Source organism: Methyloparacoccus sp. NF-16 (assembly GCF_056880625.1).
The window spans coordinates 315,941-340,776 of record NZ_CP174130.1; the positions used below are offsets into that span (position 1 = coordinate 315,941).

General features: G+C 68.8%; 19 protein-coding genes. 13 read left to right on the forward strand and 6 right to left on the reverse strand.

Annotated elements, in window-relative coordinates:
* The first annotated feature begins 3 nt into the window (after positions 1-3).
* From smrA to ACH5N8_RS01495, 4 genes are all read left to right on the forward strand, one after another.
* A complete protein-coding gene (gene smrA, locus ACH5N8_RS01480; RefSeq protein WP_460027332.1) occupies positions 4-603 on the forward strand; it encodes a DNA endonuclease SmrA in 600 nt (199 codons plus the stop codon).
* Positions 600-1,688, forward strand: coding sequence for a phosphotransferase enzyme family protein (locus ACH5N8_RS01485; protein ID WP_483282218.1), 1,089 nt, complete (start codon positions 600-602; stop codon positions 1,686-1,688). The genes smrA and ACH5N8_RS01485 overlap by 4 nt, the downstream gene beginning before the upstream one ends.
* Before the next feature lie 104 nt (positions 1,689-1,792).
* Positions 1,793-3,106 carry a GTP cyclohydrolase II gene (gene ribA / locus ACH5N8_RS01490; protein WP_483282219.1) on the forward strand — a complete coding sequence of 438 codons (1,314 nt, stop codon included), beginning with the start codon at positions 1,793-1,795 and terminating at the stop codon, positions 3,104-3,106.
* 4 nt (positions 3,107-3,110) lie between these two features.
* The gene (locus ACH5N8_RS01495; RefSeq protein WP_483282220.1) at positions 3,111-4,133 is read left to right on the forward strand and encodes a zinc-dependent alcohol dehydrogenase; all 1,023 of its coding nucleotides are present in this window, start codon (positions 3,111-3,113) and stop codon (positions 4,131-4,133) included.
* 49 nt (positions 4,134-4,182) lie between these two features.
* Here ACH5N8_RS01495 and ACH5N8_RS01500 read toward each other — a convergent pair whose 3' ends face one another.
* Genes ACH5N8_RS01500 through ACH5N8_RS01510 form a run of 3 tightly spaced genes read right to left on the reverse strand, consistent with a single transcriptional unit; the run spans position 4,183 to position 8,886 of the window.
* On the reverse strand, positions 4,183-5,718 hold the full coding sequence (locus tag ACH5N8_RS01500) for an FAD-binding oxidoreductase (RefSeq protein WP_483282221.1): 1,536 nt from the start codon (positions 5,716-5,718) through the stop codon (positions 4,183-4,185).
* A 16-nt stretch (positions 5,719-5,734) separates the two neighbouring features.
* The gene (locus ACH5N8_RS01505) at positions 5,735-6,670 is read right to left on the reverse strand and encodes a hypothetical protein (protein ID WP_483282222.1); all 936 of its coding nucleotides are present in this window, start codon (positions 6,668-6,670) and stop codon (positions 5,735-5,737) included.
* Positions 6,671-6,720: 50 nt separating this feature from the next.
* The gene (locus ACH5N8_RS01510; RefSeq protein WP_483282223.1) at positions 6,721-8,886 is read right to left on the reverse strand and encodes a YgiQ family radical SAM protein; all 2,166 of its coding nucleotides are present in this window, start codon (positions 8,884-8,886) and stop codon (positions 6,721-6,723) included.
* A gap of 167 nt (positions 8,887-9,053) precedes the next feature.
* Here ACH5N8_RS01510 and ACH5N8_RS01515 point away from each other — a divergent pair, with 167 nt between their 5' ends.
* Entirely contained in the window at positions 9,054-10,253 is a 1,200-nt protein-coding gene (locus ACH5N8_RS01515; RefSeq protein ID WP_483282224.1) for a class I SAM-dependent rRNA methyltransferase, read from the forward strand.
* A 111-nt stretch (positions 10,254-10,364) separates the two neighbouring features.
* A complete protein-coding gene (locus tag ACH5N8_RS01520) occupies positions 10,365-11,714 on the forward strand; it encodes a DegQ family serine endoprotease (protein ID WP_483282225.1) in 1,350 nt (449 codons plus the stop codon).
* 59 nt (positions 11,715-11,773) lie between these two features.
* On the opposite strand, the gene ACH5N8_RS01525 is transcribed toward ACH5N8_RS01520, so the two are convergent.
* Both ACH5N8_RS01525 and ACH5N8_RS01530 read right to left on the reverse strand, forming a co-directional pair.
* Positions 11,774-13,198 (reverse strand): efflux transporter outer membrane subunit, encoded by a 1,425-nt coding sequence (locus ACH5N8_RS01525; protein ID WP_483282226.1) that lies wholly within the window; start codon positions 13,196-13,198, stop codon positions 11,774-11,776.
* Between the two features lie 85 nt (positions 13,199-13,283).
* Complete coding sequence (locus tag ACH5N8_RS01530) at positions 13,284-13,886, reverse strand: TetR/AcrR family transcriptional regulator (protein WP_460027342.1); 603 nt, start codon at positions 13,884-13,886, stop codon at positions 13,284-13,286.
* An 82-nt stretch (positions 13,887-13,968) separates the two neighbouring features.
* On the opposite strand from ACH5N8_RS01530, the gene ACH5N8_RS01535 reads away from it, so the two are divergent.
* From ACH5N8_RS01535 to ACH5N8_RS01560, 6 genes are all read left to right on the forward strand, one after another.
* On the forward strand, positions 13,969-14,985 hold the full coding sequence (locus ACH5N8_RS01535; protein WP_483282227.1) for an HlyD family secretion protein: 1,017 nt from the start codon (positions 13,969-13,971) through the stop codon (positions 14,983-14,985).
* Between the two features lie 99 nt (positions 14,986-15,084).
* The gene (locus ACH5N8_RS01540; RefSeq protein WP_460027355.1) at positions 15,085-16,584 is read left to right on the forward strand and encodes a DHA2 family efflux MFS transporter permease subunit; all 1,500 of its coding nucleotides are present in this window, start codon (positions 15,085-15,087) and stop codon (positions 16,582-16,584) included.
* 34 nt (positions 16,585-16,618) lie between these two features.
* The gene (locus ACH5N8_RS01545; RefSeq protein ID WP_483282228.1) at positions 16,619-17,674 is read left to right on the forward strand and encodes an HlyD family secretion protein; all 1,056 of its coding nucleotides are present in this window, start codon (positions 16,619-16,621) and stop codon (positions 17,672-17,674) included.
* Positions 17,671-20,427, forward strand: coding sequence for a ribosome-associated ATPase/putative transporter RbbA (gene rbbA / locus ACH5N8_RS01550; protein ID WP_483282229.1), 2,757 nt, complete (start codon positions 17,671-17,673; stop codon positions 20,425-20,427). The genes ACH5N8_RS01545 and rbbA overlap by 4 nt, the downstream gene beginning before the upstream one ends.
* A gap of 5 nt (positions 20,428-20,432) precedes the next feature.
* Positions 20,433-21,560, forward strand: a complete 1,128-nt coding sequence (locus tag ACH5N8_RS01555) for an ABC transporter permease (RefSeq protein ID WP_483282230.1) — start codon at positions 20,433-20,435, stop codon at positions 21,558-21,560.
* A 16-nt stretch (positions 21,561-21,576) separates the two neighbouring features.
* A complete protein-coding gene (locus ACH5N8_RS01560) occupies positions 21,577-21,891 on the forward strand; it encodes a P-II family nitrogen regulator (RefSeq protein ID WP_483282231.1) in 315 nt (104 codons plus the stop codon).
* 14 nt (positions 21,892-21,905) lie between these two features.
* Here ACH5N8_RS01560 and ACH5N8_RS01565 read toward each other — a convergent pair whose 3' ends face one another.
* Positions 21,906-23,873, reverse strand: coding sequence for a monovalent cation:proton antiporter family protein (locus ACH5N8_RS01565; RefSeq protein ID WP_483282232.1), 1,968 nt, complete (start codon positions 23,871-23,873; stop codon positions 21,906-21,908).
* Positions 23,874-24,182: 309 nt separating this feature from the next.
* Here ACH5N8_RS01565 and ACH5N8_RS01570 point away from each other — a divergent pair, with 309 nt between their 5' ends.
* Positions 24,183-24,692 (forward strand): YbjN domain-containing protein, encoded by a 510-nt coding sequence (locus ACH5N8_RS01570; RefSeq protein ID WP_483282233.1) that lies wholly within the window; start codon positions 24,183-24,185, stop codon positions 24,690-24,692.
* Positions 24,693-24,836: the final 144 nt, after the last annotated feature.

Sequence of the window (24,836 nt, forward strand, 5' to 3'; positions counted from 1 at the left end):
ACCATGAACGACGAGGATACCGAATTCTTCCGCCAGGCCATGGCCGACGTGAAACCCCTGACAGCGCCGGAGCGGCATCTGGCGCGCCAGGCGGATGGCTCGCTCACGCCCGGCATCCGCTACCGGCGCGAGGCGGCGCAGCGGGCCATGACCATGGACGAGAGCCAGCTGCCGACGGCCTTCGTCGACCCGGTGCGGCCGGAAGCCGTGATCAGCTACCGGCGCGACGGCATCCAGTACGGCGTGTTCCGGCGTCTGCAACAGGGCGCCTATCCCATCGAGGCGATGCTCGACCTGCACGGCCTGACGGTGGAGCAGGCACGGCACGAGGTGTACCGCTTCATCGGCGACTGCCTGCGCCACGATGTCCGCTCCGCCCTCATCAGCCATGGCAAGGGGCATCGCAACAAGGACCAGGTCCCCTTGCTGAAGAGCTTCCTGGCCCGCTGGCTGCCGATGTTCCCGGAGGTCATGGCCTACCACAGCGCCCAGAAGTGGCACGGCGGCGCCGGTGCCGTCTATGTGCTGCTGCGCAAGAGCGAAAAGGCCAAGGAAGCGACCCGCGAGCGCCTGGGGTTCGGCTCCGGCAAACCCGAGGCATGACGCCGGCCGCTGCCGGGCAGGCAGCCCGGGCCTTCGCCGCCCCGTCGGCGCGGCTGGTTCTGGAGCCGCTGGGGCAGGGCCTCATCAACGATACCTATCGGGTCACGGAAGGCCGCCTCCGCTGGGTGCTGCAACGCATCAACCGGCAGGTGTTTCCCGATCCCGCGGCGGTCATGGCCAACCTCAGGCGGCTGAGCGATCATGCCCGGCAGGCCCGCTCGGGCCAGCCCGACGATGGCTGGCGCCTGCCCGAGGTGATCGCTGCCCGTGACGGCGCCGATGGGTATCGGGACGAGGCGGGCGAGTACTGGCGCGCCCTCACCTTCATCGACCACGCCGTCAGTCTGCCGGCCATCGCCCGGCCGGAGCAGGCGGAGCAGGTGGGACGCGCCCTGGGCTGGTTTCATGGCCTGGTCGCGACGCTGCCCGTGCGCGACTTTCACGACACCCTGCCCGGCTTCCATGTCTGCCCGGGCTACCTGCAGCGCTTCGATGCCGTGCTGGCGGCGCGGGAGGACCGTGCCGATGCGCCCGGTCTTGGCAGCGCCCTCGCCTTCGTCGCTCGGCGTCGCATGCGGGCCGGCATCCTGGAGTCCGGGCGCGACCTCGGCCGGCTGGTCGAGCGGGTGATACACGGCGATCCCAAGCTCGACAACGTACTGTTTGATCGTCACAGCGGCCGCGCGGTAAGTCTGGTCGATCTGGACACGGTCAAGCCGGGCCTGCTGCACTACGACCTGGGCGACTGCTGCCGCTCCTGCTGCAATGTCGCCGGCGAAGGCGCGGACGCCTCCGCGGCGGTCTTCGACCGGACGACTTTCCGCGCCATCTTGAGCGGCTACCTGCGCGAGGCCGGCGCCAGCCTGGGCGCCGACGATCGCGACTACCTGTACGACGCCATCTGGCTGTTGCCCTTCGAACTGGGTCTGCGCTTTCTCACCGACCACCTGGCCGGCGACCGCTATTTCAAGGTGCGCCTGCCCGGCCAGAATCTCCAGCGTGCCCTGACCCAGTTCGCGCTGGTCGACAGCATCGAAGCGCAGGCGCGCGAACTCCGCGCGCTGATCGCCTCCCTGGCGCCCTAGGCCGTCTTCCGCCGTTGCCGCGCGGGACCTCGGGCAGGGTAATCCGCGATCTTTGTCGTTATACTGTTCCGCTTTTGCAGACAAGCGCTGTCCGTTACCCCCTCGTGGTCAAGAATCTCGTCAAAACCCGTCTGCCGACCAGCTTCGGCGAGTTCTCGCTGTTTCTGTATGCCGAGCACGGCAAGGAGCATCTCGCGCTGGTGAAGGGGGACGTCAGCGGCGTGGCCGGGGTGCCCGTGCGGGTCCACTCGGAATGCCTGACGGGCGATGTCTTCGGGTCGCGGCGCTGCGATTGCGGGGACCAGCTCCGCCATACCTTGCAATACCTGGGCCGGGTCGAGGCCGGCATCCTGCTGTACCTGCGCCAGGAGGGGCGCGGCATCGGCCTCCTGAAGAAGATGGAGGCCTACAACCTCCAGGACCAAGGCATGGACACGGTGGAGGCCAATCTCCGCCTCGGCCACCAGCCCGACGAGCGCGACTACGGCATTGCCGCCCGCATCCTGCGCGATCTGGGCGTCGCCTCGATCCGTCTGATCACCAATAACCCGCACAAGGTCGAGGCCTTGCAGCACCACGGCGTCGAGGTCCAGGCGCGCATCCCGATCGAGGTGGGCCACCACCGGGAGAACATCGGCTATCTGCGCTCCAAGGCCGAACGCATGGCGCACCTCCTGAACTTCCGCGAGCGCAGGCCCGAGCACCAGGACTTCGGCTTCATCGACCCGCTGATCGATCAGCTGCGCCTGGCCCGCGAGGCCGGGCATGGATTCCCCTTCGTCACCCTGACCTATGCGCAGAGCATGGACGGCAGCATCGCCGCCGATGCCGGCGCGCCATTGGCCCTGAGCTCGCAGCAGGCGCTGACGCTGACGCACTTCCTGCGCGCCCACCATGATGGCCTGCTGGTCGGCGTCAATACCATCCTGGCCGACGATCCGCAGCTGAACGTCCGCTACTGCGAGGGCGAGGATCCCCGCCCGATCATCCTCGACAGCCATCTGCGGACGCCGCTGGATTGCCGCCTGCTGCGGCAGGCCGGCAAGCCGCCGATCATCCTGACGACATCGCTGTCCGATCCCGCCCAGCGGGCGGCCCTGGCCGGACAGGGCGCGGTCGTCATCCAGGTCGACGGCGACGCCGAGGGCTGCGTCGACATACCCCAGGCGCTGGTGGCCCTGACCGCGCAAGGCATTCGCACCCTCATGGTCGAGGGCGGCGGCAAGATCATTTCAACCTTCCTGAAACAGCATCTCGTGAATTACTGCGTCATCACCATCACGCCGAAGATCATCGGCGGGCTGAAGGCCATCGACGGCCTCAGCGCCGCCGGCGAGGCGCCGCTGACCCTGGCGGACTGCCGCTACCAGATACTGGGTTCCGATGTCATCGCCTACGGGCCGGTCCATTTCGGCTAGTCGCATGAGCATCGAAGCCATATTCCACGTTGCCCCGCACACGGTCGCGCTGCGGGAAGTCCGTCCCGCTAAGCCCGGGCCCGGCGAACTGCTGGTGCGCGCGCACTGCTCCGCCATCAGCCCCGGCACCGAATCCCTGATCTTCCGTGGCGGGGTGCCGGAAAACCTCAAGCTGGACGAGCAGCTCGCCAGCCTGGACGGGCATTTCCGCTACCCCTTCAAGTATGGCTACGCCCTGGTGGGCGAGGTCATCGGCGTCGGCAGCCGCGAGGACCGCCGCTGGCAGGGTCGGCGCGTGTTCGCCTTCCATCCGCACCAGACCGAGGCCGTCATCGGCAAGCGCTATTGCCACCTCCTGCCCGAGGGCATGCCGGCAGATCGCGCGCTGTTCCTTGCCAACATCGAAACCGCCCTGAATCTGGTCATGGATGCCGCCCCGCTCGCCGGCGAGCGGGGCATGGTGTTCGGCCAGGGCGTGGTCGGCCTGCTGGCCGCGGCCGTGCTCGGGCAGTTCCCGCTGGAGGAGTTGATCACGGCCGATCCCGTGCCCCTGCGCCGCGAGCTGTCGCAGAAGCTGGGCGTCAGCCTGGCCATCGATCCTTCGCGCGGACGCGAGCTGGCCGTGCTGGAAGACTGCCTGTTCGATGGCGACCAGAGCGGGCTCGACTTTGCCATCGAGGTGTCCGGCCAGATCGAGGGCCTGAACCAGGCCATCCGCCTGTGCGGCTTCGACAGCCGCATCGTGGTCGGCTCCTGGTATGGGCGCAACGCCGGGTTGGTCGATCTCGGCGGCCATTTCCACCGTCGCCGCATCAAGCTCATCTCCAGCCAGGTCAGCACCATCGACCCGGCCCTGAGCGGTCGCTGGAGCAAGGAAAGGCGTCTGGCGCTGGCGCTGGACTGGCTGGACCGGGTGGCGCCCGAGCAGTTCATCACTCACCGCTTCGGCCCGGCCGATTGCCAGGTCGCCTTCGAGCTGGCCGGCGACAAGAACGCCGGTGCGCTGCAGGTCATCTTCGAGTTCTGAGCCGGACCTGCCGGCCGCGTGGCGGGTGCGGCAGGCCGCTCCGCCCCGCTCAGGCCGGGCGGATCGATTGCGGAAAGCGGAACCGGTTGCCGGGATCGTATTGCCGCTTGATGGCCCTGAGGCGTGGCAGGTTGCTGCCGTAATAGGCGGTTTCCCAATCCCCGAGCGACGGGTCGACGAAGTTCTGGAAGGCGCCGCCGCCGGCAATCGGCACCAGGGCCGCATAGCATCCGTCCTGCCAGCGATGGGCGCGACGCTTGGACTGTGGCGACTGGGTGGGATCCCAGCCAATGCCGAGATCGAACAGCCAGCGGCTCCACCGGTGGACGAAGGCGGTGGCGTCGGCAGGGACATCGTTGATTGCGCCACCGGTCAGGAACAGTGACAGGTAGGCGCCGCCCTGGGCAGGCTCCCAGCGGTTCATCCACTGCCGGACGACGGCGATGAAGGCGTCCGGCAGGCTGCTGTCGACGAATCTCGACCGGGACTGATAACAGGCCGGCGTTCCCTCCTCGGCGAGGAAATACTGGCCTTCCCAGTACGGCAGGGTTTCGATGGTTGCGGCGCCGGGTTTCGCCGCTGCCGTCAGGGGCGCAAAGATGTCGCGCAGATCCGCCTCGCTACCGTGGAACTGGCCATAAATCCGCAGCAGCAGCGCCGGTTCGCCGTGCCTGCCGTCCGCCAGGTAGGGTTCCAGGTAAAGCTTGGCGCCGAGCTGGTCTGGCGCGGCCTCGAGGGTGCGCACCACCGTCGCGATCAGTTCGTCCGGGGCCGCGCGCCAGGACAGATCGAACACCACGATCCGGTCGACCGGGAACGTCTCCAGCGTAAAGGCCGTGTTGATGCCGAAGTTGCCGCCGGCGCCGCCCCGGCAGGCCCAGAAGAGATCGGCATTGCTCGTTGCGTTGGCCACCCGGATGGCGCCATCGGCGGTCACGATTTCGGTGGACACCAGCTTGTCGCTGCCGATGCCATGGGCGCGCATTTCGAAACCGATGCCACCGCCGAGCAGGAACCCGCCGGCACCCACGCCGGTGCAGCGGCCATGGGTGACGGAGCGGCCGATACCCCCCAGTGCCTTGTAGAGGGCGCCGTTGAGCATGCCGCCACCGATGGTCACACGGCCGCTGCTGGCGTCGTAGGTGCTGCCACCCAGCGAGGACAGGCTGATCAGCAGCCCATGGGTGCTGGAATAGCCGGCATAGGAATGACCGCCGCCGCGCGTGGCCAGCGGCATGTTCTCTTCCTGGCACCAGCGCAGGCAGGTCGCGACGTCCTCGGCGTTGGTGCACACGGCGATGCCGGCGGGCTTGATGTGCCGGTAACGCTGGTTGTTCGGCGTCGACAGGCGCGTATAGCCGAACTGGCCGTGGCGGATGAGTTCGCCGCTCAGGCGCTGTTTCAGCCTTCTCCAGGCGCCTGCGGTCGCTGCCGGTGCCTGCGACAAGGGTTCGAGCGGACCCGGGAGCGCTGCAAAGGTGCGTTCCGCGATGGCGCCGCCCATCAGGGCCGCGCCGAAACCCATGAAGCGGCGGCGGCTGATGGCGAGGGTTTGGGTCAGGTCGAGGTCTGGTGTGGTTTTCATGTGTCAGGCTCCGCGGTCACAGGCTGGCCGGGTCGATCCCGGCCTGTTCCAGCATCTCCCGGTAGGCCGCCGAGTGCCGGGCCAGCGTTTCGGTGTCGGCGCTGCCGGCCTCGGCGGTCGCCAGCGGGATGAAGACCTGGACCATCGCCGCCTCGGCGATGGCGTCGAAAAAGGCGGCCTTGAGGGCCCAGGCGAAGACGCCGGCGAAGACATAAGGCCAGAAGCTCAGGTCGATGGGGATGCCGTCCACCAGCAGGCCGATGCCCGCCAGCAGCAGCGGGTACGCGGCAAGGAAGCCCAGCCAGGAAAAGAGCGTCGCGGCCAGCCGGTTGCGGGTCATGCGGGCGAAATGCCGTTCCTGTACCGCCAGCCCCTCGGCGGCGCTGCGCCAGGGCCGATCGGTGCCCGAATAGAGCTGCCAGGCCAGCAGGGTCTGATGGTTCAGGGCCGATAGCCGGCCGGTGGCGCGGATCATGAACTGACGCAGGCCGGGTTTGTCCGCGGGCAGCTTCGGGCAGGGGTGCATCTCCGCGATGTCCCCCTGGACCTGGCGGATGGCCTGATCCAGCGCGAACAGCCGGGTCGTGCTGGGGAAGGCGGACCGCTGGCGCTGGCGGGCGTGCTCGACCAGCGCCCTGCCGCCGGGCAGCGCGACGCCGCGCGCCTGGTCCGCCAGCAGGGCCAGCTGCGGGATGTTGACGGCATTCAGCCAGGTCGGGCGGAGCCTGGCCATCAGCCAGACGAACAGCGCGAACCCCGCGACCGCGCCATAGGGGCCCAGTGCACTGGCGTTCCTGGCCAGCGAGCCGAAGCCGACCAGCGTGCCGGCGCCCGCCAGCGTCGCCAGCAGGTAGCCCAGCGCCGCGCCGAGGCAGAGCGCCAGCCGGTACAGCACATAGGCCATGGAGGTCTCGATGGACCTCACCGCCGCCATCAGATCGAAATCCCACATCGTCGTCTCCTCCGCTGTTGCTGCTGGGGTTCCCGCAGGCGTCCCCGGTGTCATCGATAACGCTTGGTCGCCGGCCCCGGACGGGCGCCGCCAGCCTTGCGCGTGCCGGCGGGCGGCTTGCCGGGCGGTGGCAGGCCGGTGTGCTGGGTGCGGAACGGCTGGGCCTTGCGCGCCACGCGGCGGCCCTCGGCCTGCTGGCCAGTGCCGGCCGGCTGCCAGGCCGGGATCAGGTGCTGCTTGCCGTTGCCGATCAGGTCGGCGCGGCCCATGCGTTTCAGTGCCTCGCGCAGCAGCGGCCAGTTTTCCGGATCGTGGTAGCGCAGGAAGGCCTTGTGCAGGCGTCGCTGCTTCATCCGCTTGGGGATGTAGACCGCCTCGCTGTCGCGGCCGACCCGGTGCAGCGGGTTCTTGCCGGTGTGATACATGGTCGTGGCATTGGCCATGGGCGAGGGCAGGAAGGCCTGCACCTGGTCGGCGCGGAAACCATTGCGCTTCAGCCACAGCGCCAGGTTGAGCATGTCCTCGTCGGTGGTGCCGGGGTGCGCGGCGATGAAGTAGGGAATCAGGTACTGCTCCTTGCCGGCCTGCTTCGAATATTTGTCGAACATGGCCTTGAAGCGGTCATAGGTACCGATGCCCGGTTTCATCATCTTCGCCAGCGGCCCCGCCTCCGTGTGCTCCGGGGCGATCTTGAGATAGCCGCCGACATGGTGGGTGACCAACTCTTTCACGTATTCCGGCGAGGTCACGGCCAGGTCGTAGCGCAGGCCGGAGCCGATGGTGATCTTCTTGATGCCGGGCAGGGCCCGTGCCCGGCGGTAGAGCTTGATCAGCGGTCCGTGATCGGTATTGAGGTTCTTGCAGATGCCGGGGAACACGCAGGACAGGCGCCGGCAGGAGGCCTCGGTCTTCTCGTCCTTGCACGCCAGCCGGTACATGTTGGCGGTGGGGCCGCCGAGATCGGAGATATGGCCGGTGAAGGCCGGCGAGGTGTCGCGGATGGTCTCCAGCTCGCGGATGATCGAGTCCTCCGAGCGGTTCTGGATGATGCGGCCCTCGTGCTCGGTGATCGAACAGAACGAGCAGCCGCCGAAGCAGCCGCGCATGATCGTCACCGAATGCTGGATCATCTCGAAGGCCGGAATCTTGCGATCGCCATAGTCGGTGTGCGGCCGGCGCGAATAGGGCAGGTCGTAGACGCCATCCATCTCCTTGGTCGTCAGCGGGATCGGCGGCGGGTTGATCCAGACCTCGCGTTCGCCATGGCGCTGCATCAGGGCACGGGCATTGCCGGGGTTGGTCTCCTGATGCAGCACGCGCGAGGCATGGGCATAGAGCACCGGATCGTCCTTGACCCGCTCGTAGGCCGGCAGGCGGATAGCCGTGCGGCCGGGGTCGGTGCGGCGGCGCTCGAAGCGGACGACCGGACCGCTGTCGGCGGGGGTGGCGCAGCCGGCGGGCTCCATCTGGTAGGGGTCGGGCGCCGGCGCCACCGGGCCGGGGCGGTCGATCTCGGTCGAATCGATGACGAACCAGTCCCCGGGCGGGGCCTTGCGCAGGAAGGCGGTGCCACGGATGTCGGTGAGCTGGCCGACGGGTTCCCCGGCCGCCAGGCGGTGGGCGATCTCTACCACCTGCCGCTCGCCGTTGCCATAGACCAGCAGGTCGGCCTTGGCGTCCATCAGCACCGAGCGGCGCACCGTGTCCGACCAGTAGTCGTAGTGGGCGATGCGGCGCAGGCTGGCCTCGATGCCGCCGAGGACGATGGGCGCGTCCTTGTACGCCTCGCGGCAGCGCTGGGCGTAGACCGTCACGCAGCGGTCGGGTCGCTGGTGCGGCTCGCCGTCCGGCGTATAGGCATCGTTGGAGCGGATCTTCCGGTCCGACGTATAACGGTTGACCATGGAATCCATGTTGCCGCCGGTGACGCCGAAGAACAGATTGGGTTTGCCGAGGCGCTTGAAGCCATCGGCCGAGTGCCAGTCCGGCTGCGCCAGGATGCCGACCCTGAAGCCCTGGGCCTCCAGCAGCCGGCCGATGATCGCCATGCCGAAGCTCGGATGATCCACATAGGCGTCGCCGGTGACGATGACGATGTCGCAGGCATCCCAGCCCAGGGCTTCCATTTCGGCCCGGCAGGTCGGCAGCTGCGGCGCCGTGCCGAAACGCTTGGCCCAGTAGGGGCGGTAGGAGAACAGGTCGGGGGCGCGGATCATGGGGGCTGCGGTGCGGGATCGGGAGGATGGGCGCGGTATTGTAGCCCGAAGACCGGGGGCACCCATGCCCGTTTTCCCCCGCCGGTCGTTCATAATGCTGGGTTTCCAGCCGGGGAGCGCGGCTCTCCCGTGCCGTGTTCCCCATCCGCAGCTTCCATCATCCGCCCATGAGCCAACTGCCCCTGCTCCGCCTGAAGAAAAATGAAGACCGTCGCCTGCGCGGCGGCCACCTCTGGATATTCAGCAACGAGGTGGATATCGCCGCCACCCCGCTCCGGGGTTTCGCCCCGGGCGATCTGGCCGTGCTGGAGAACGCCCGCGGCGAGACCCTGGGCACGGTCTATGTCAATCCCGACTCGCTGATCGCGGCCCGCATCCTCGCCCGCGACACGCGCCAGGCCATCGACCGGGCCTTTTTCGTGCGCCGGCTGGAGCGGGCGCTGGCCCTGCGCGAGTGGGCCTACGGTCGGCCGTACTACCGCCTGGTCTATGGCGAGAGCGACGGTCTGCCGGGGCTGGTGATCGACCGTTTCGGCGATGTCTTCGTGTTGCAGACCAGCACCGCCGGCATGGAGCGATTGCAGGATCGGGTGGTCGAGGCGCTGGAGAGCCGCTTTGCCCCGCGCGCCGTGGTGATCCGCAACACCTCGGGCCTGCGGGCGCTGGAAGGGCTGGGCGAGGACACGCGGGTGGCCTCGGGCACGCTGGCGGCACCGGTCGAGCTCGAGGAAAACGGCGCGCGCTTCCGCGTCGATCCCCTGCAGGGGCAGAAGACCGGCTGGTTCTACGATCACCGCGACAATCGCGCCGAGCTGGCCCGCTGGTGTGACGGCAAGCGGGTACTGGACCTGTTCGCCTATACCGGCGCCTGGAGCGTGCCGGCCGCGCTGGCCGGGGCGGCGTCGGTGACCTGTGTGGACGCCTCGGCGCCGGCCCTGGCGCTGGCCGCCGAAAATGCCCGGCTGAACGGCGTCCAGGCGCAGCTGGATTGCCAGGTGGCCGACGTGTTCGACTATCTCCGGCAGGCCCGCGAGGCGCGCCTGCACTTCGATGTCATCGTGCTGGACCCGCCGGCCTTCATCAAGCGCCGGAAGGATGTCGCCAAGGGACTGGAGGCCTATCGGCGGCTGAGCCAGGCGGCCCTGCAGGTGCTGGCGCCGGGCGGGCTGCTGGTGTCGGCGTCCTGCTCGTTCCACCTGGCCCGCGACCAGCTGCACGACCTGCTGCGCGCCTCGGCGCGGCATCTCGACCGGCATCTGGTGTTCGCGCGGCGCGGCGGCCAGGCGGCGGACCATCCGGTGCATCCGGCGATTCCCGAGACCGATTACCTCAAGGCGTTCTTCTGCTGGGCCGGTCCCAGCCTGTAGGCGCCAGGCGGCGCGCCCGCATTGAAACCGCCGGCTGCGGCCCCCACCCTATGCCGGCGCGCGGCCCCTCGGTCCGCCTTTTCCGATTTCCATAACGCCTCAGGTGCAGACATGATCAAGCGCCCCCGAAATTTCCCTGCCATCCTGCTGGCCGGCCTGCTGTCGCTCGCGGCGCCGGCCTGGTCGGCCTTGCCGCTGGCGGTGGACGGCCAGTCCCTGCCCAGCCTTGCGCCCATGCTGAAGCGGGTGACGCCGGGCGTGGTCAACATCTCGACCAAGACCCAGATCCAGCAGGCCGAGCATCCCCTGCTGCGCGATCCGGTGTTCCGCCATTTCTTCGGCGTACCGAACATGCCGCGCCAGCGCGAGAGTTCCAGCCTCGGCTCGGGCGTCATTGTCGATGCGCGGCGCGGCTATGTGCTGACCAACAACCACGTGGTCGACAAGGCGGACGAGATCACCGTCACCCTGACCGACGGGCGCAAGCTCCAGGCCAAGCTGGTCGGTGCCGACCGCGAGTCGGACGTGGCCGTGATCAAGGTGAACGCCGAACGCCTGACGGACGTGCCGGTGGCGAATTCCGACCGCCTGCAGGTGGGCGACTTCGTGGTGGCCGTGGGCAATCCCTTCGGGCTGGGGCAGACGGTCACCTCCGGCATCGTCAGCGCCCTGGGCCGCTCCGGGCTGGGTATCGAGGGCTACGAGGACTTCATCCAGACCGACGCCTCGATCAACCCCGGCAACTCGGGCGGCGCCCTGGTCGACCTCAATGGCCAGCTGGTCGGCATCAACACCGCCATCCTGGCGCCCAATGGCGGCAACGTCGGCATCGGTTTCGCCATCCCGGTGAACATGGCCATGAGCATCATGAATACCCTGGTCGAGCATGGCGAGGTCAAGCGCGGCCTGCTGGGCGTGACGGTGCAGGATCTGACCCACGAGCTGGCCCAGGCCTTCCGGCTCACGCAGACCCAGGGCGCCGTGATCACCGCCGTGCAGCCGGGTTCCCCGGCGGAAAAGGCCGATCTGGAGCCGGGCGACGTGGTGCTTTCCATCAACGGCAAGCCGGTCAGGAACAGCGCCGATGTGCGCAACATCATCGGCCTGGCCCAGATCGGCGACGAGGTCCAGGTGGAGGTGGTCCACAAGGGCGCTTCCGTGGTGCGCGACGCCAGGATCGCCAAGCCGCAGTTCGCCAATGCCGAAGGCCAGGCCATCCACCCCAGGCTGGCCGGCACCCTGCTGCGCGACGCGCCCGGCAACGAGGGCGTGGTGATCGAACAGATGAGCCGCGCGTCCCATGCCTACCAGGCCGGTCTGGTGCCGGGCGACGTCATCATCGGCGCCAACCGCCGGCAGGCCGCCAACATAGCCGAGCTGCGCCGGGCGGTGAAGGGCGCCGGGCAGCTCATCCTCAACGTCCAGCGCGACGATCAGGGCTTCATCATCGTCCTGCAGTAGGCGGCTCCCGAGTCGCTTTGCCCGGGGTGGCTCGCCGGTGATCCGACAGGGACCGGCGATCAGCCCCAGGGACGGATGGACGCGTCGGCCGGTTGCACTTCCAGCTGTCCCGCCCCGCCCAGGGCCTTGTACAGCGCGACCAGGTGGACGAGCGTCCGGGCCTGCGACTGGGACAGCTCCAGCTCTTCCAGGTAGAGGGCACGCTGGGCGTCGAGCACATCCAGGAAGGTCGAGATGCCCTCGCGATAGCGCAGCTCGGCCAGCCGCAGCGATTCCCGCAGGTCGGTGAGCGAGCGGGCCAGCTTCTGCCGCCGCTGTTCCTCCTTGAGGTATTGGGTCATGGCGGTCTCCGTTTCCCGCAGGGCTTCCAGCACGGCTTTCTCGTAGCGTAGCCAGGCTTCTTTCTGGCGGGCGTCGGCCAGGTCGATGCCCGCCCGGATGCGGCCGAAATTGAAGATCGGCTGCATGATGGCGCTGCCGCTGGCCCAGGAGAAGGCGGTCGAGCGGAACAGGTTTTCCAGATCGGAGTTCTGGAAGCCGGCGAAGGCCGCCACGGAAATCTTCGGGAACAGCTCGGCGAAGGCCGCGCCCTGGGTGGCCGTGGCCGCCGCCAGGTCGCGTTCCGCCGCGCGGATGTCCGGGCGGTGGCGCAGGGTTTCCGCCGGCAGGGTCAGCAGCTCGCGGACCTGGGTCTGCGGCAGGTCGGCGGGGGCTTCCAGCGACTTCAGCAGCGCGCCCGGCTTGGCCGCGACGAGGATCTCTAGGCGATGGCGGGCGGCGGTCAGCTCGCCTTCCAGCGCCGGCAGCTGGGCCTCGGTGGATTCGGTCTGGGCGCGGGCGCGGGCGACGTCATAGCGGGTGCCGACGCCCTCCCGGAACAGCTGTTCCGTCAGCGCCAGCGTGTGCCGCTGGGTATCCAGGTTGGCGTGCGTGATGCGCAGCCGGTTCTGCAGGTTGCGGTACTCGATATAGGTGCGCGCCAGTTCCGCGGCAACCATGACCCAGGCCTGCCGGTAGGCCTCCGCGGCGCTCTCACTGACGGCGGTGGCGGCCTCCAGCTTGCGGCGCAGGCGGCCGAACACGTCGATTTCCCAGACCGCGTCGAAACCGGTGAGGAAAAAGTTCAGGGCGTTGGAACCCTGGTTGGGGCCCGGGATCAGATTGTCCAGCCGGGAGCCGATGGCGGCACCGGACACCTGCGGGAACAGCGCGGACTGGTTGGCCAGCCGCTCGGCCCGCGCCTGCTCGATGCGGGTGAAGGCCATCCGCAGGTCCAGGTTGCGATCCTGCGCCTGGGCCATCAGGCGGTTCAGGACCGGATCGTCGAAGGTCTTCCACCAGCTGGCGAGGGTGCTGGCCGGAACCCTCGCCAGCCCGGCGTCCGGATTCCGCGCGGCCTGCCAGCGGTCCGGCAGGACCGGGTCGGGTGTGCGGTAGTCCGGGCCCACGGCGCAGCCGGTGAGCCCGGCGACAAGGGGCAGCATCAGCGATCCGCGCCTCATGGACGATGCCCCGCACGGCATCCACCGGCCGCACCATGGGCGCAAGGCAGCATCAGCGATCCGCGCCTCATGGACGATGCCCCTCCAGGAACAGGGTCACCGCCGCCTCGATCAGCCGTTCTCGCTCGGCTGCCGGCAGGCCCTGTTGCAGGCCGATCAGGCAGCGGAAATGCGCGGCGCCCTGCAGCATGCCCAGCAGCAGCTGGCTGGCGCTGTCGGGCTGGTGTACCGAGAGCGCGCCGCGATCGTGCAGCTCGGCGAGATAGCGGGACAGCAATTGCAGCATGGGGCCGGCGCTGGTTGCCCAGACCTGTTCGCGCAATTCCGGGAAATGCTGCTGCTCGGCGATCAGCAGGCGATACAGCGCCAGTGAGTCCGGCGCGTAGAGCAGGTCGACATAAGCGTCGGCGATGGCCCTGAGGCCCCTTGCGGGTTCCCGGTGGGCCAGCGGCGCCTCGCTCAGGGTGCTGAACAGGGCCTTGCATTGATCGGCGATGACGGCGACGAAGAGTTCATGCTTGCTGCCGAAGTGGCTGTACAGCGTCGGCTTGGACACCGGCGCGGTCTCGGCGATGGCATCCATGCTGGTGCCGTTGTAGCCGCTGGCCAGGAAGGCCTGCCGGGCGGCGTCGAGAATGGCCTGGCGCTTGGAAGGGGAGGGGGTTTTCATCGGGTGTCGTTGATGGGTGATTGCAGCCGCCAGAATCGGCGTTTATCATAAACTAAACCGTTCAGTTAAATAAATCCAGCCCATGCCATCCCTGAAACAGCTTCTCCTCCTCAGTCTGGCCGTGGGCGCCGCGGCCGGTGGGTTCGCGTACTGGCGGACGGCCATCCATCCCTACGAGAGCACCGACAACACCTATCTGAAGGCGCACATGACGCTGATCAGCCCGCGCGAATCGGGCTACGTCAAGTCGGTGCATTTCGAAAACAACCAGAAGGTCCAGGCCGGCGACCTGCTGGTGGTGATCGACGACGCCGATTTCCGCGCGCGGGTGGCCGAGGGCGAGGCGCAGATCCAGGTGCAGCAGGCGCAGATCCGCAGCCTTGAGAGCGACAAGCGCGTGCAGCAGAGCCGGATCGAGGAGCAGCACGCCGAGATCGCCAACGCCGCGGCCGACATGGAGCGTGCCGCCAGGGACCTCAGGCGCTTCGGCAACCTGGTCCGCGAAGGGGCGGTGTCGACCCAGACCCACGATTCCGCCGATGCCGCCCTCAAGCAGGCGCGCGCCCAGCATGCCAGGGTGGTTGCCGCGCACGAGGAGGCGGAGCGGCAGCTGGTCGCGCTGGATGCCCGCATCGGCGAGGCGCAGGCGCGCATCCGCTCCATCGAGGCGGCCCTGGAGACCGACCGCATCGCCCTTTCGCACACCCGCATCCATGCGCCCATCGCCGGCACCCTCGGCAACCGCAGCGTGCAGGTCGGCCAGCTGGTCAAGCCCGGCAATACCCTGGCCTATCTGATCCCGGAGCAGGGCCTGTACGTGGAAGCCAACTTCAAGGAAACCCAGATCGAGCACATGCAGCCGGGCCAGCCGGTGGACATCACCGTCGATGCGTTCCCGGGCGACCGCTTCCAGGGTCGGGTCGACAGCTTCGCGCCGGCCTCCGGTTCCGAGTTCAGCCTGCTGCCGCCCGAGAACGCGACCGGCAACTTCACCAAGATCGTGCGCCGGGTGCCGGTGAAGATCGCCTTCGCGCCCGCCACCGACCTCAGCCGGCTCAGGCCCGGCCTGTCGGCGCTGGCCAGGGTGCGGGTGCGGTAAGCGCCGATGTCGGCGACCGGCATTCCGGACACCGCGGCCGAGATTTCCGCGAGCGCGGAGCGCACCCTGTCGACCCGCGAATGGGTCGGTTTCATCGCCATGGTGTTCGGCATCTTCATGGCCATCCTCGACATCCAGATCGTCGCCAGCTCGCTGGAGCAGATCCAGGCCGGGCTGTCCGCGACCCGCGACGAGATCACCTGGGTGCAGACCGCCTACCTGATCGCCGAGGTGGTCATCATCCCGCTGTCCGGCTGGCTGGCGCGGGCCCTGTCGACGCGCATCCTGTTCGCCGTTTCCTGTGCCGGCTTCACCCTGATGAGCCTGCTCTGCGCGCTGGCCTGGAATCTCGATTCGATGATCGTCTTCCGCGGACTGCAGGGGCTGTTCGGCGGCGCCATGATTCCCAGCGTGTTCGCCGTCATCTACACCCTGTTCCCGCCACGGCTGCAACCCACCATGGTGATCGTCGTGGGGCTAGTGGTGACGGTGGCGCCCACCGCGGGGCCGGTGTTCGGCGGCTATCTCACCGACGCCGTGTCGTGGAAGGCGCTGTTCCTGGTCAATCTGGTCCCCGGCCTGCTGGTGACCGTGCTGACCTGGCTGCTGGTGCGGGTGGACGAGCCGGAATGGGCGCTGCTGGAAAAGATCGACTTCCGCGGCATCCTCTATATCGTCGTGTTTCTGGGCAGCATGCAGTTCGTGCTGGAGGAGGGCGTCCGCAAGGAATGGTTCGAAAGCCGGGAGATCGCCGTTTTCAGCGTCATCGCGGTGCTGGCGGCGCTGGCCATGCTGCGCCGGGAGCTGACCATCGACCAGCCGATCGTCGATCTCTGGGCCTTCCGCGACTTCAACTTCACCGTCGGCTGCCTGTTCAGCTTCATTCTCGGCATCGGGCTCTACACCGTCATCTATCTGATGCCGGTCTACCTGGCCACGGTGAAGGGACTCAACAGCCTGCAGATCGGCCAGTACATCATGGTCGCGGGCGTCTTCCAGTTCGTTTCCGCCTTCGTCGCCGGACCGGCCGCCAAGGTGCTGGATTCGCGCCTGATGCTGGCGCTGGGGCTGACGATGTACGGTGCCGGCTGCTGGGCCAATGGCAACCTGACCCACGAGGATGCCTACTGGGAATTCTTCTGGCCGCAGGCCCTGAGAGGATTCGCCCTGATGTTCTGCTTCCTGCCGATCAACTCCCTGGCGCTGGGCACCCTGCCGCCCGACGAGGTGAAAAATGCCAGCGGGCTCTATAACCTGATGCGCAACCTGGGTGGCGCGATCGGCCTGGCGGTGGCCAATACCCTGATGATCCAGTGGAACAAGGCGCACTATGCCAAGCTGCGCGAGGCGGTCACCGGCGGCTCGCCCGTGGCGCGGAACCTGCTCGAAGAGTTGCAGGGCCGACTGGCGGCCGCCGGCGTGACCGATCCCGAGCTGGCCGCCGTCAAGCAGGTGCATGGCCTGGTCATGCGCGAGGCGGAGGTGATGACCATCAACTCCCTCTTCCATGCCCTGGCGCTGGTGTTTTTCCTCGCCCTGCTGCTGATGCCGCTGGTGAAGAAGGTGGCGGCCGGCAGCGATGCCGCCGCCGGGCACTGAACGGCCGGCGGCGGCACAATCTTGCGGAGGCGCAATGAAGCGATGGACCATCCTGCTGCTGTTGCTGGTCGCCGTCGCGCTGGCCGCCAGCTGGTGGGCCTCGCGCCCGGAGCCGTTGCCCCGGGGTTTCGCCGCCGGCAATGGCCGCATCGAGGCGACCGAGATCGATATCGCCACCCAGTCGCCGGGGCGCATCGCCGAGATCCGGGTCCGCGAGGGTGATTACGTGCAGGCCGGCGCCGTGCTGGCCCGCATGGACACCGAGGTGCTGCGCGCCCAGCTGGCCGAAGCCGAGGCCCGGGTCCGGGAGGCCGAGCTGGCCCGCGTCACGTCCCGCTCGACGGTGGCGCAGCGCCAGAGCGAGCGGGTCGCGGCCGAGGCCCTGGTGGCCCAGTACCGTGCCGAGTCGGAGGCCGCCGGCAAGCGCCTGCGCCATTCCCGGGCCCTGGTGGGCGAGGGCGCCGTTTCCCGCCAGCAGCTGGACGACGACCGGGCCCGCGTGGAGGCCGCCGAGGCCATGATCCGCGCCGCCGAGGCCAGGGTGATGGCGGCCCGCGCCGCTGTCGCCGCCGCCGAATCGCAGATTCCGCAGGCGCAGTCGGTCGTCGACGCGGCGCGCGCCACGGTCGACCGGCTGCAGGCGGAAATCGGCCATGCCGAACTCCGCTCGCCGCGCGCCGGCCGGGTCCAGTACCGGATCGCCGAACCGGGCGAGGTGCTCCCCGCCGGCGGCCGGGTGCTCAGCCTGGTTGACCTCGCCGACGTCTACATGACCTTCTTCCTGCCCACCGAGGCCGCCGGCCGCCTGGCGCTCGACGGCGAGGCGCGGCTGGTGCTGGACGCCCTGCCCGACGATGTGATTCCGGCCCGGATCAGCTTCGTCGCCAGCGTCGCCCAGTTCACGCCGAAAACCGTGGAGACCGCGCAGGAACGCATGAAGCTGATGTTCCGGGTGCGGGCGCGGATCGATCCCGAATGGCTGCAGGCCCATCTGGACCACGTCAAGGTGGGGCTGCCGGGCATGGCCTACGTGCGGCTGGACCCGGACCGGCCCTGGCCCGAGCGGCTGGCGGTCCGCCTGCCGCCGTGAGGCCGCGCTCCGCCGCCGGGCCGGTCGCCCGGCTCCGCGATGTCCGCCTGGCCCACCGCGACCGCCGGGCGCTCGCCGGCGTGGACCTCGATATCCCGCCCCGCGCCATGGTTGGTCTGATCGGCCCCGACGGGGTCGGCAAGTCCAGCCTGATGTCCCTGATCGCCGGTGCGCGGGCCATCCAGTCCGGCGTCGTCGAGGTTCTCGGCGGCGACATCGGCCGCGCCGCCCACCGCCGCGCCGTCTGCTCCCGCATCGCCTACATGCCGCAGGGCCTGGGCCGGAATCTCTATCCCACCCTGTCGGTGTACGAGAACATCGATTTCTTCGGTCGCCTGTTCGGCCTGTCGCGTGCCGAACGCCGGCGGCGCACCGCCGAGCTGATCGAGGGCACCGGGCTCGCACCCTTCCGCGATCGGCCGGCCGGCCAGCTGTCGGGCGGCATGAAGCAGAAGCTGGGCCTGTGCTGCGCACTGATCCACGATCCCGATCTGCTGGTGCTGGACGAGCCGACGACCGGGGTGGACCCGCTCTCGCGGGCCCAGTTCTGGGCCCTGATCGACCGGTTGCGCCGCCGCCAGCCGGAGATGAGCGTGCTGGTATCCACCGCCTACATGGAGGAGGCGGAGCGCTTCGACTGGCTGGTGGCCATGGATGCCGGCCGGGTCATCGCCACCGGCACGGCCGACGAACTGCGCCGCCGCACCGGCGCCACGAGCCTGGAGGATGCCTTCATCCGGCTGTTGCCGGAAGCCCGCCGCCGTGCCCGCAGGACGCTGGAAATCCCGCCGCTGCGGCGCTCGGCGGCGCCCGACATCGCCATCGAGGCGCGCGACCTGACCATGCGCTTCGGCGATTTCACCGCGGTCGACCACGTCAGCTTCCGCATCGAGCGCGGGGAAATCTTCGGCTTCCTGGGCTCCAACGGCTGCGGCAAGACCACCACCATGAAGATGCTGACCGGGCTCCTGCAACCGACGGCGGGCGAGTCGCGCCTGTTCGGTCAGCCGCTGGATGCCGGGCATCTGGCGACGCGCCGGCAGGTCGGTTACATGTCGCAGGGCTTCTCGCTGTATGCCGAGCTGACGGTCCGGCAGAACCTGGCGCTGCATGCCAAGCTGTTCCACCTGCCGGAGGAGGGCGTGCCCCGCCGGATCGCCGAGGTTGCCGAGCGCTTCGAGCTGGCTGCGGTCATGGACAGCCTGCCGGACGAACTGCCGCTGGGCATGCGGCAGCGGCTCTCGCTGGCCGTCGCGGTCATCCATCAGCCGGCCCTGCTGATCCTGGACGAGCCCACCTCGGGTGTCGACCCGATCGCGCGCGACGCCTTCTGGGCGCTGCTGATCGATCTGGCCCGCCGCGACCGGGTCACGCTGTTCATCTCCACCCATTTCATGAACGAGGCCCAGCGCTGCGACCGCATCTCGCTGATGCACGAGGGACGGGTGCTGGCCAGCGGTACGCCCGAGGAACTGGTCCGGCAGAGCGGCCAGCCGGATCTGGCGTCCGCGTTCATCGCCCGTCTGCAGGCGGCCGGCGGATTCCAGCCGGCGGTGCCGGCTGCTGCCGCCGGACCGCCCGCGCCGCCGATTCCGGCGGCTGCGCGGCGCCGGCCCCGGTCCGCCCGCTTCAGCCTGGCCCGCCTGCTCAGCTACAGCCGCCGCGAGGCCATCGAGCTGGTCCGCGACCCGTTGCGCGGCCTGATCGCGCTGTTCGGTACCGCCTTCCTGATGTTCATCATGGGCTACGGCATCAGCATGGATGTCGACAACCTGCGCTTCGCGGTGCTGGACCGCGACCGCACGCCGCTGAGCCAGAACTACGCCCTGGAGCTCAGCGGCTCGCGCTACTTCATCGAGCGGCCGCCGCTGGCCGGCCATGCCGAGCTGGATCAGCGCATGCGCACCGGCGAACTGAGCCTGGCCCTGGAGATTCCGCCCGGCTTCGCGCGCGACCTGAAGCGCGGCCGTCCGGTCGCCATCGGCGCCTGGATCGACGGCGCCATGCCGATGCGGGCCGAGAACGTGCTGGGCTTCGTGCAGGCCATGCACGCCGGCTGGCTGCAGGAGCAGGCGCGGCATCAGCCGCTGCCGGCCCGCCCGGCCGGGCCGGCCGGCATCGAGACCCGCTTTCGCTACAACCCCGACGTCAAGAGCCTGCCGGCCATCGTCCCGGCGACGATCCCGCTGCTGATCATGCTGATCTCGGCCATGCTAAGCGCCCTGAGCGTGGTGCGCGAGAAGGAGCTCGGCGCGATCGTCAACTTCCACGTCACGCCGACCACCCGTTTCGAGTTCCTGGTCGGCAAGCAGCTGCCCTATGTGGCCATGGGCATGGTCAATTTCGCGCTGGTGTGCGCGCTGTCGGAATTCGTCTTCGACGTGCCGCTGCGGGGCAGCCTTGCGCTGCTGACCCTGGCGGCCCTGATCTACGTGGTGGCCGCCACCGGCCTCGGCCTGCTGGTCTCGGCCTTCGTCCGCAGCCAGATCGCCGCGATCTTCGCCACCGCCATCGCCACGATCATTCCTTCGGCCAGCTACTCCGGGATGATGGACCCGGTATCGTCCCTGGAAGGGGCGGCGCGGGTCATCGGCGAGCTGTTCCCCGCCACCTACTTCATGCTGATCAGCCGGGGCACCCTGTCCAAGGGGCTGGGCTTCTCCGAGCTGGGCTTTGCCCTGCTGCCGATGCTGGCGGCCGTGCCGGTCATCATCGGCCTGAGCGTCGCGCTGCTGCGCAAGCAGGAGCGCTAGCGGCGATGATGGGGACACTGCGCAACATCTACCATCTCGGCGTCAAGGAACTGCGCAGCCTCGGCCGCGACAGCCTGATGACGATCCTGATCCTGTATGCCTTCACCGGCGCGGTCTACATCCGGGCCACCAGCGTCCCCGGCACCCTGCACAAGGCGCCCATCGCCATCGTCGACGAGGACCGTTCGCCGCTGTCGGGGCGCCTCGTCGACGCCTTCTATCCGCCGCATTTCCTGACCCCGGCGCTCATCGCGCCGAGCGCCATCGATCCCGGCCTGGACCGGGGCGTCTTCACCTTCGCCATCGACATTCCGCCCGACTTCCAGCGCGACCTGCTGGCGGGGCGCGCGCCGGTCGTGCAGCTGAACGTGGATGCGACCCGCATGTCGCAGGCCTTCATCGGCAACACCTACATCCAGAACATCATCCACGGCGAGATCGACGAGTTCCTGCGCGGCGAGCGGACCGTCGAGCCGCTGCCGGTCGAGCTGACGCTCAGGACCCGCTTCAATCCCAACCTGAGCGCCGTCTGGTTCGGTTCCGTCATGGAGCTGATCAACAGCATCACCATGCTGTCCATCATTCTCACCGGGGCGGCGATCATCCGCGAGCGTGAGCATGGCACCCTCGAACACCTCCTGGTGATGCCGCTCTCGCCCTTCGAGATCATGCTGGCCAAGGTCTGGTCGATGGCCCTGGTCGTCGCCACCGTGGCGCTCGTGTCGCTGCTCGTGGTGGTGCAGGGTTGGCTCGGCGTGCCGATCGAGGGCTCGATCCCGCTGTTTGCCGCCGGCATGGCGCTGAACCTGTTCGCCACCACCTCGATGGGCATCTTCCTGGGCACGGTGGCGCGCTCCATGCCGCAGATGGGGCTGCTGATGGTCATCACCCTGCTGCCGCTGGAGATGCTGTCCGGCGGCGCCACACCCTACGAGAGCATGCCGGCGTTCGTCCAGCAGCTCATGCAGGTGGCGCCCACCACGCATTTTGTCGCCCTGGCCCAGGGCATCCTCTATCGCGGCGCCGGGTTCGCCATCGTCTGGCCGCAGTTCCTGGCGCTTCTGGGCATCGGCGTGTTCTTCTTCGTCCTCGCCCTGGCGCGTTTCCGCAGGACGCTCAGTTTCATGACCTGACCGGGAGGTTGCCGACATGCGCACCAAGCTCATCATGGCTCTGGTGGACGAATCCCTGACCGCGGCGGTGCTGGAATCCGCCCGCACGCTGGGCTGCCTGGACGTCATCGTCATCGGCCCGGCGCAGGGCGCCGGCGCGCTGCCGGCGAAGACCTTCTTCGACCTGAATCTGCTCGGCCGGCGCGATGTCGTGCTGTTGCTGGCCCGGGCGACGGACAGTCCCGCCCTGGCGCGGATGGTCGCCGAGGCCGCCGGGCTTGGCCACGGGCCGGGGCGCGGACGGGTATTCCTGCTCGCGGTGGAGGATGTCGTCGGCCTTCCGGAGGGCTGAGGGTCGGGGGGCGGTCAGGCGTTGATGAGCTGCTCCACCCGGTGCACCTGATCGTCCTGGCCACACACCACCACCACGTCCCGGGCCCGCAGGCGGAGGCGCGGGGACGGATGCGGCAGCCGCTTGCCGTTGCGCACCAGCGCCGTGACCGTCACGCCGTCCCAGTCGATGTCGGACAGCCGGCGCCTGGCGCAGGCGCTCTCCGGCGGCACCGGGATGGCGTGCAGCCGCCGCGCCTCCAGTTCCTGCGGTTTCAGGTACAGGTCGTTGCCGCGGAACAGTTCGCGCATCAGGCGGTAGCGGTTGGAGCGCTCTTGCTGCAAGCGCCGCAAGATCCGCGCGATCGGCACATCGAGCAGCAGCAGCGCCTGCGAGGCGATCATCAGGCTGGCTTCCAGGGTATCCGGCACCACTTCCAGCGCGCCGGCCTGTTGCAGTTCCTCGACATGCGTCTCGTCACGGGTGCGCACCATCACCGGCAGGCCGGGCCTGAGGCTCTTCACCGCGCTCAGTATCCGCAGCGCGGCCGGCACGTCGTCGAAGCTGATCAGCACCAGCCGCGCCTGTTGCAGCCCCAGCGATTCCAGCAGGTCGTCCTGGGTCGAGTCGCCGAAGTAGACCGGCTCGCCGGCCGTATGCGCCTCGCGCACGCAGTCGGCGTCGAGATCGATGGCGACGAAGGGGATGTCCTCCTCGGTCAGGAAATGGCCGACGCTCTGGCCGATCCGGCCGTAGCCGCAGAGGATGACGTGATCATGCCGGCCGGCCGGCGGGGCGTGGTCGGGCCTGGGCAGCTCGCGTTCGGCCCTGAGGATCGGCTTGCGGCCGCCGAACAGGGTGGCGATGCCGTGGTTGAAGCGGATCAGGATCGGCCCGGCGATCATGGAGAACAGCACGGCGGTGAGGATGATCTGTGCCAGTTCGACCTCGATGACCCGGTGGCCGATGGCGATGGCCAGGAGGGCAAAGCCGAACTCGCCGCCCACGGCCACGATCAGCCCGGTCCGCCAGGCCGTCAACCGGTCGATCCCGGTCAGATTGACCATGACGGCGACCAGCAGCGCCTTGATCGCCAGCATCGCGCCGGCGCCGAACAGCGCCCAGTGCCAGATGCGCGGCATGGCGGCGGGATCGAACAGCATGCCGATGTCGACGAAGAACAGCCCCAGGAGCACATCGCGGAAGGGCCGGATGGTCGACTCCAGCTGGTGCCGGAACTCCGTCTCGCCCATCATCATGCCGGCCAGGAACGCGCCGAAGGCCAGCGACAGGCCGAACTGCTGCGTGCTCCAGGCGGCCAGCAGCGCCACCAGCAGCACGGTCAGGGTGAACACCTCGGTGGAGCGGCGGCGGGCCACCAGGCGGAACACCGGCCGCAACACCCAGCGGCCGGCGACGAAAACCGCCACGAAGGCCCCGAAAGCCTTGGCCATCGCCCCGCCCAGCGCCACGGCCAGCACCTTGGCGTTCATGGCCTGGCCCAGCACCGGCAGCACCACCAGGAACGGCACCGCGGTCACGTCCTGGAAGACCGACAGGGCCAGGCCCAGCCGCCCGTGCCGGCTGTTCTCCTCGCCCTGCTCGCCGAGCTGCTTGCCGATGATGGTGGTCGAGGACTGCGCGAACACCGCGCCGAGGATGAAGGCGTCGGTCGGCGGCAGCCCGCCCAGCCAGGCCAGCATCCCCACCAGCAGCGTGGTGAAGGCCACCTGGCCCGTGCCCAGGCCGAGCACCTGATGACGCAGGGCATGCAGCTGCGGCAGGGAGAAATTCAGGCCGATCGTGAACAGCAGGAAGACGATGCCGAATTCCGCGATCGACTTGATCTGCGGCAGATCCACCACCGGACCGACGGTGTGCGGCCCCAGGATGATGCCCACCAGCAGATAGCCGAGGCTGGAGGGGATGTGCAGCCGCTGGAAGGCCACCACCACCGTGACCGTGGTGCCCAGCAGCAGGAGAACCTGAGCGAAATTGTCCATGCCGATAACAGCTTGTATCTGGAGATGCGTGGCTGCCCGGTGCCTGGCCGGACCCGCGCCGGCGACGATCGCCACCCGCTTGCCGGCTTGTCCCGGTGCTCCGGCCGCCGTCCGCACTGTAGCACGACCGCTTCGCTGGCCGCCGGGACGGAATCCCGCGCACGGCCCGCTGTCCGAGCGGCATGGCCGGTTTTTCCGCGGTCGGCCGGCGGCTTGTGTAACAATCTTGCCGAACTCACGCGCTATCCTGTCTTCGCCCCGGTCCGGCGGAGGTCGCACGGCTGCATTCATCCATGCAAAGGAGTCCCGATGAACATCCTCACCACCCTGGCTTACGAAATCCTCTCGGAACACGGTTATCCGGTCATCCAGAACGAGGAGCGCGACGGATCGGTGCAGAGCCTGATCAACCTCGACAGCGGCACCTTCCGCTTCGAGCTGATCACCGGCGGCAAGGAGCATGACTTCATGCTGTTCCTGCGCATGCCCGAGGACATCCCCGAACTCCACCGCTATGCCGTCATGGAGCTCATCACCCGCATCAATTACCGGCTGGCGGTCGGCCACTTCGAGATGGACCTCGACGATGGCGAGGTGCGGTTCGTGCACCGGCAGCTGCTGGAAGGCAATCCGCCCGGCGCGGAATTGCTGCTGACCCTGATGCGCGTCAGCCTGGACGTGGTTGATACCTGGTACCCGGCCATGCGCCGCATCGTCGACGACGGCCTGCACCCCCAGGCCGCCATCGCCGAAATCGACGAGCTCAGCGGTTACCAGGGCCGCTATGCCGGCCGCTATCCCAGCCATCGCCTGAATTGAGGCCCGGCCCCGCCGGGGACCGGGTGGGGGCTTGCCGCTCCCCCGCGCCCCGCGTCAGGCCGGCGCGGAGCTGCCCACGGCGAAAACCCGCTCCAGCGTCGCGGGCAGCAGTGCCTCGACCACGGCAGGCGGGAAATCGCGATG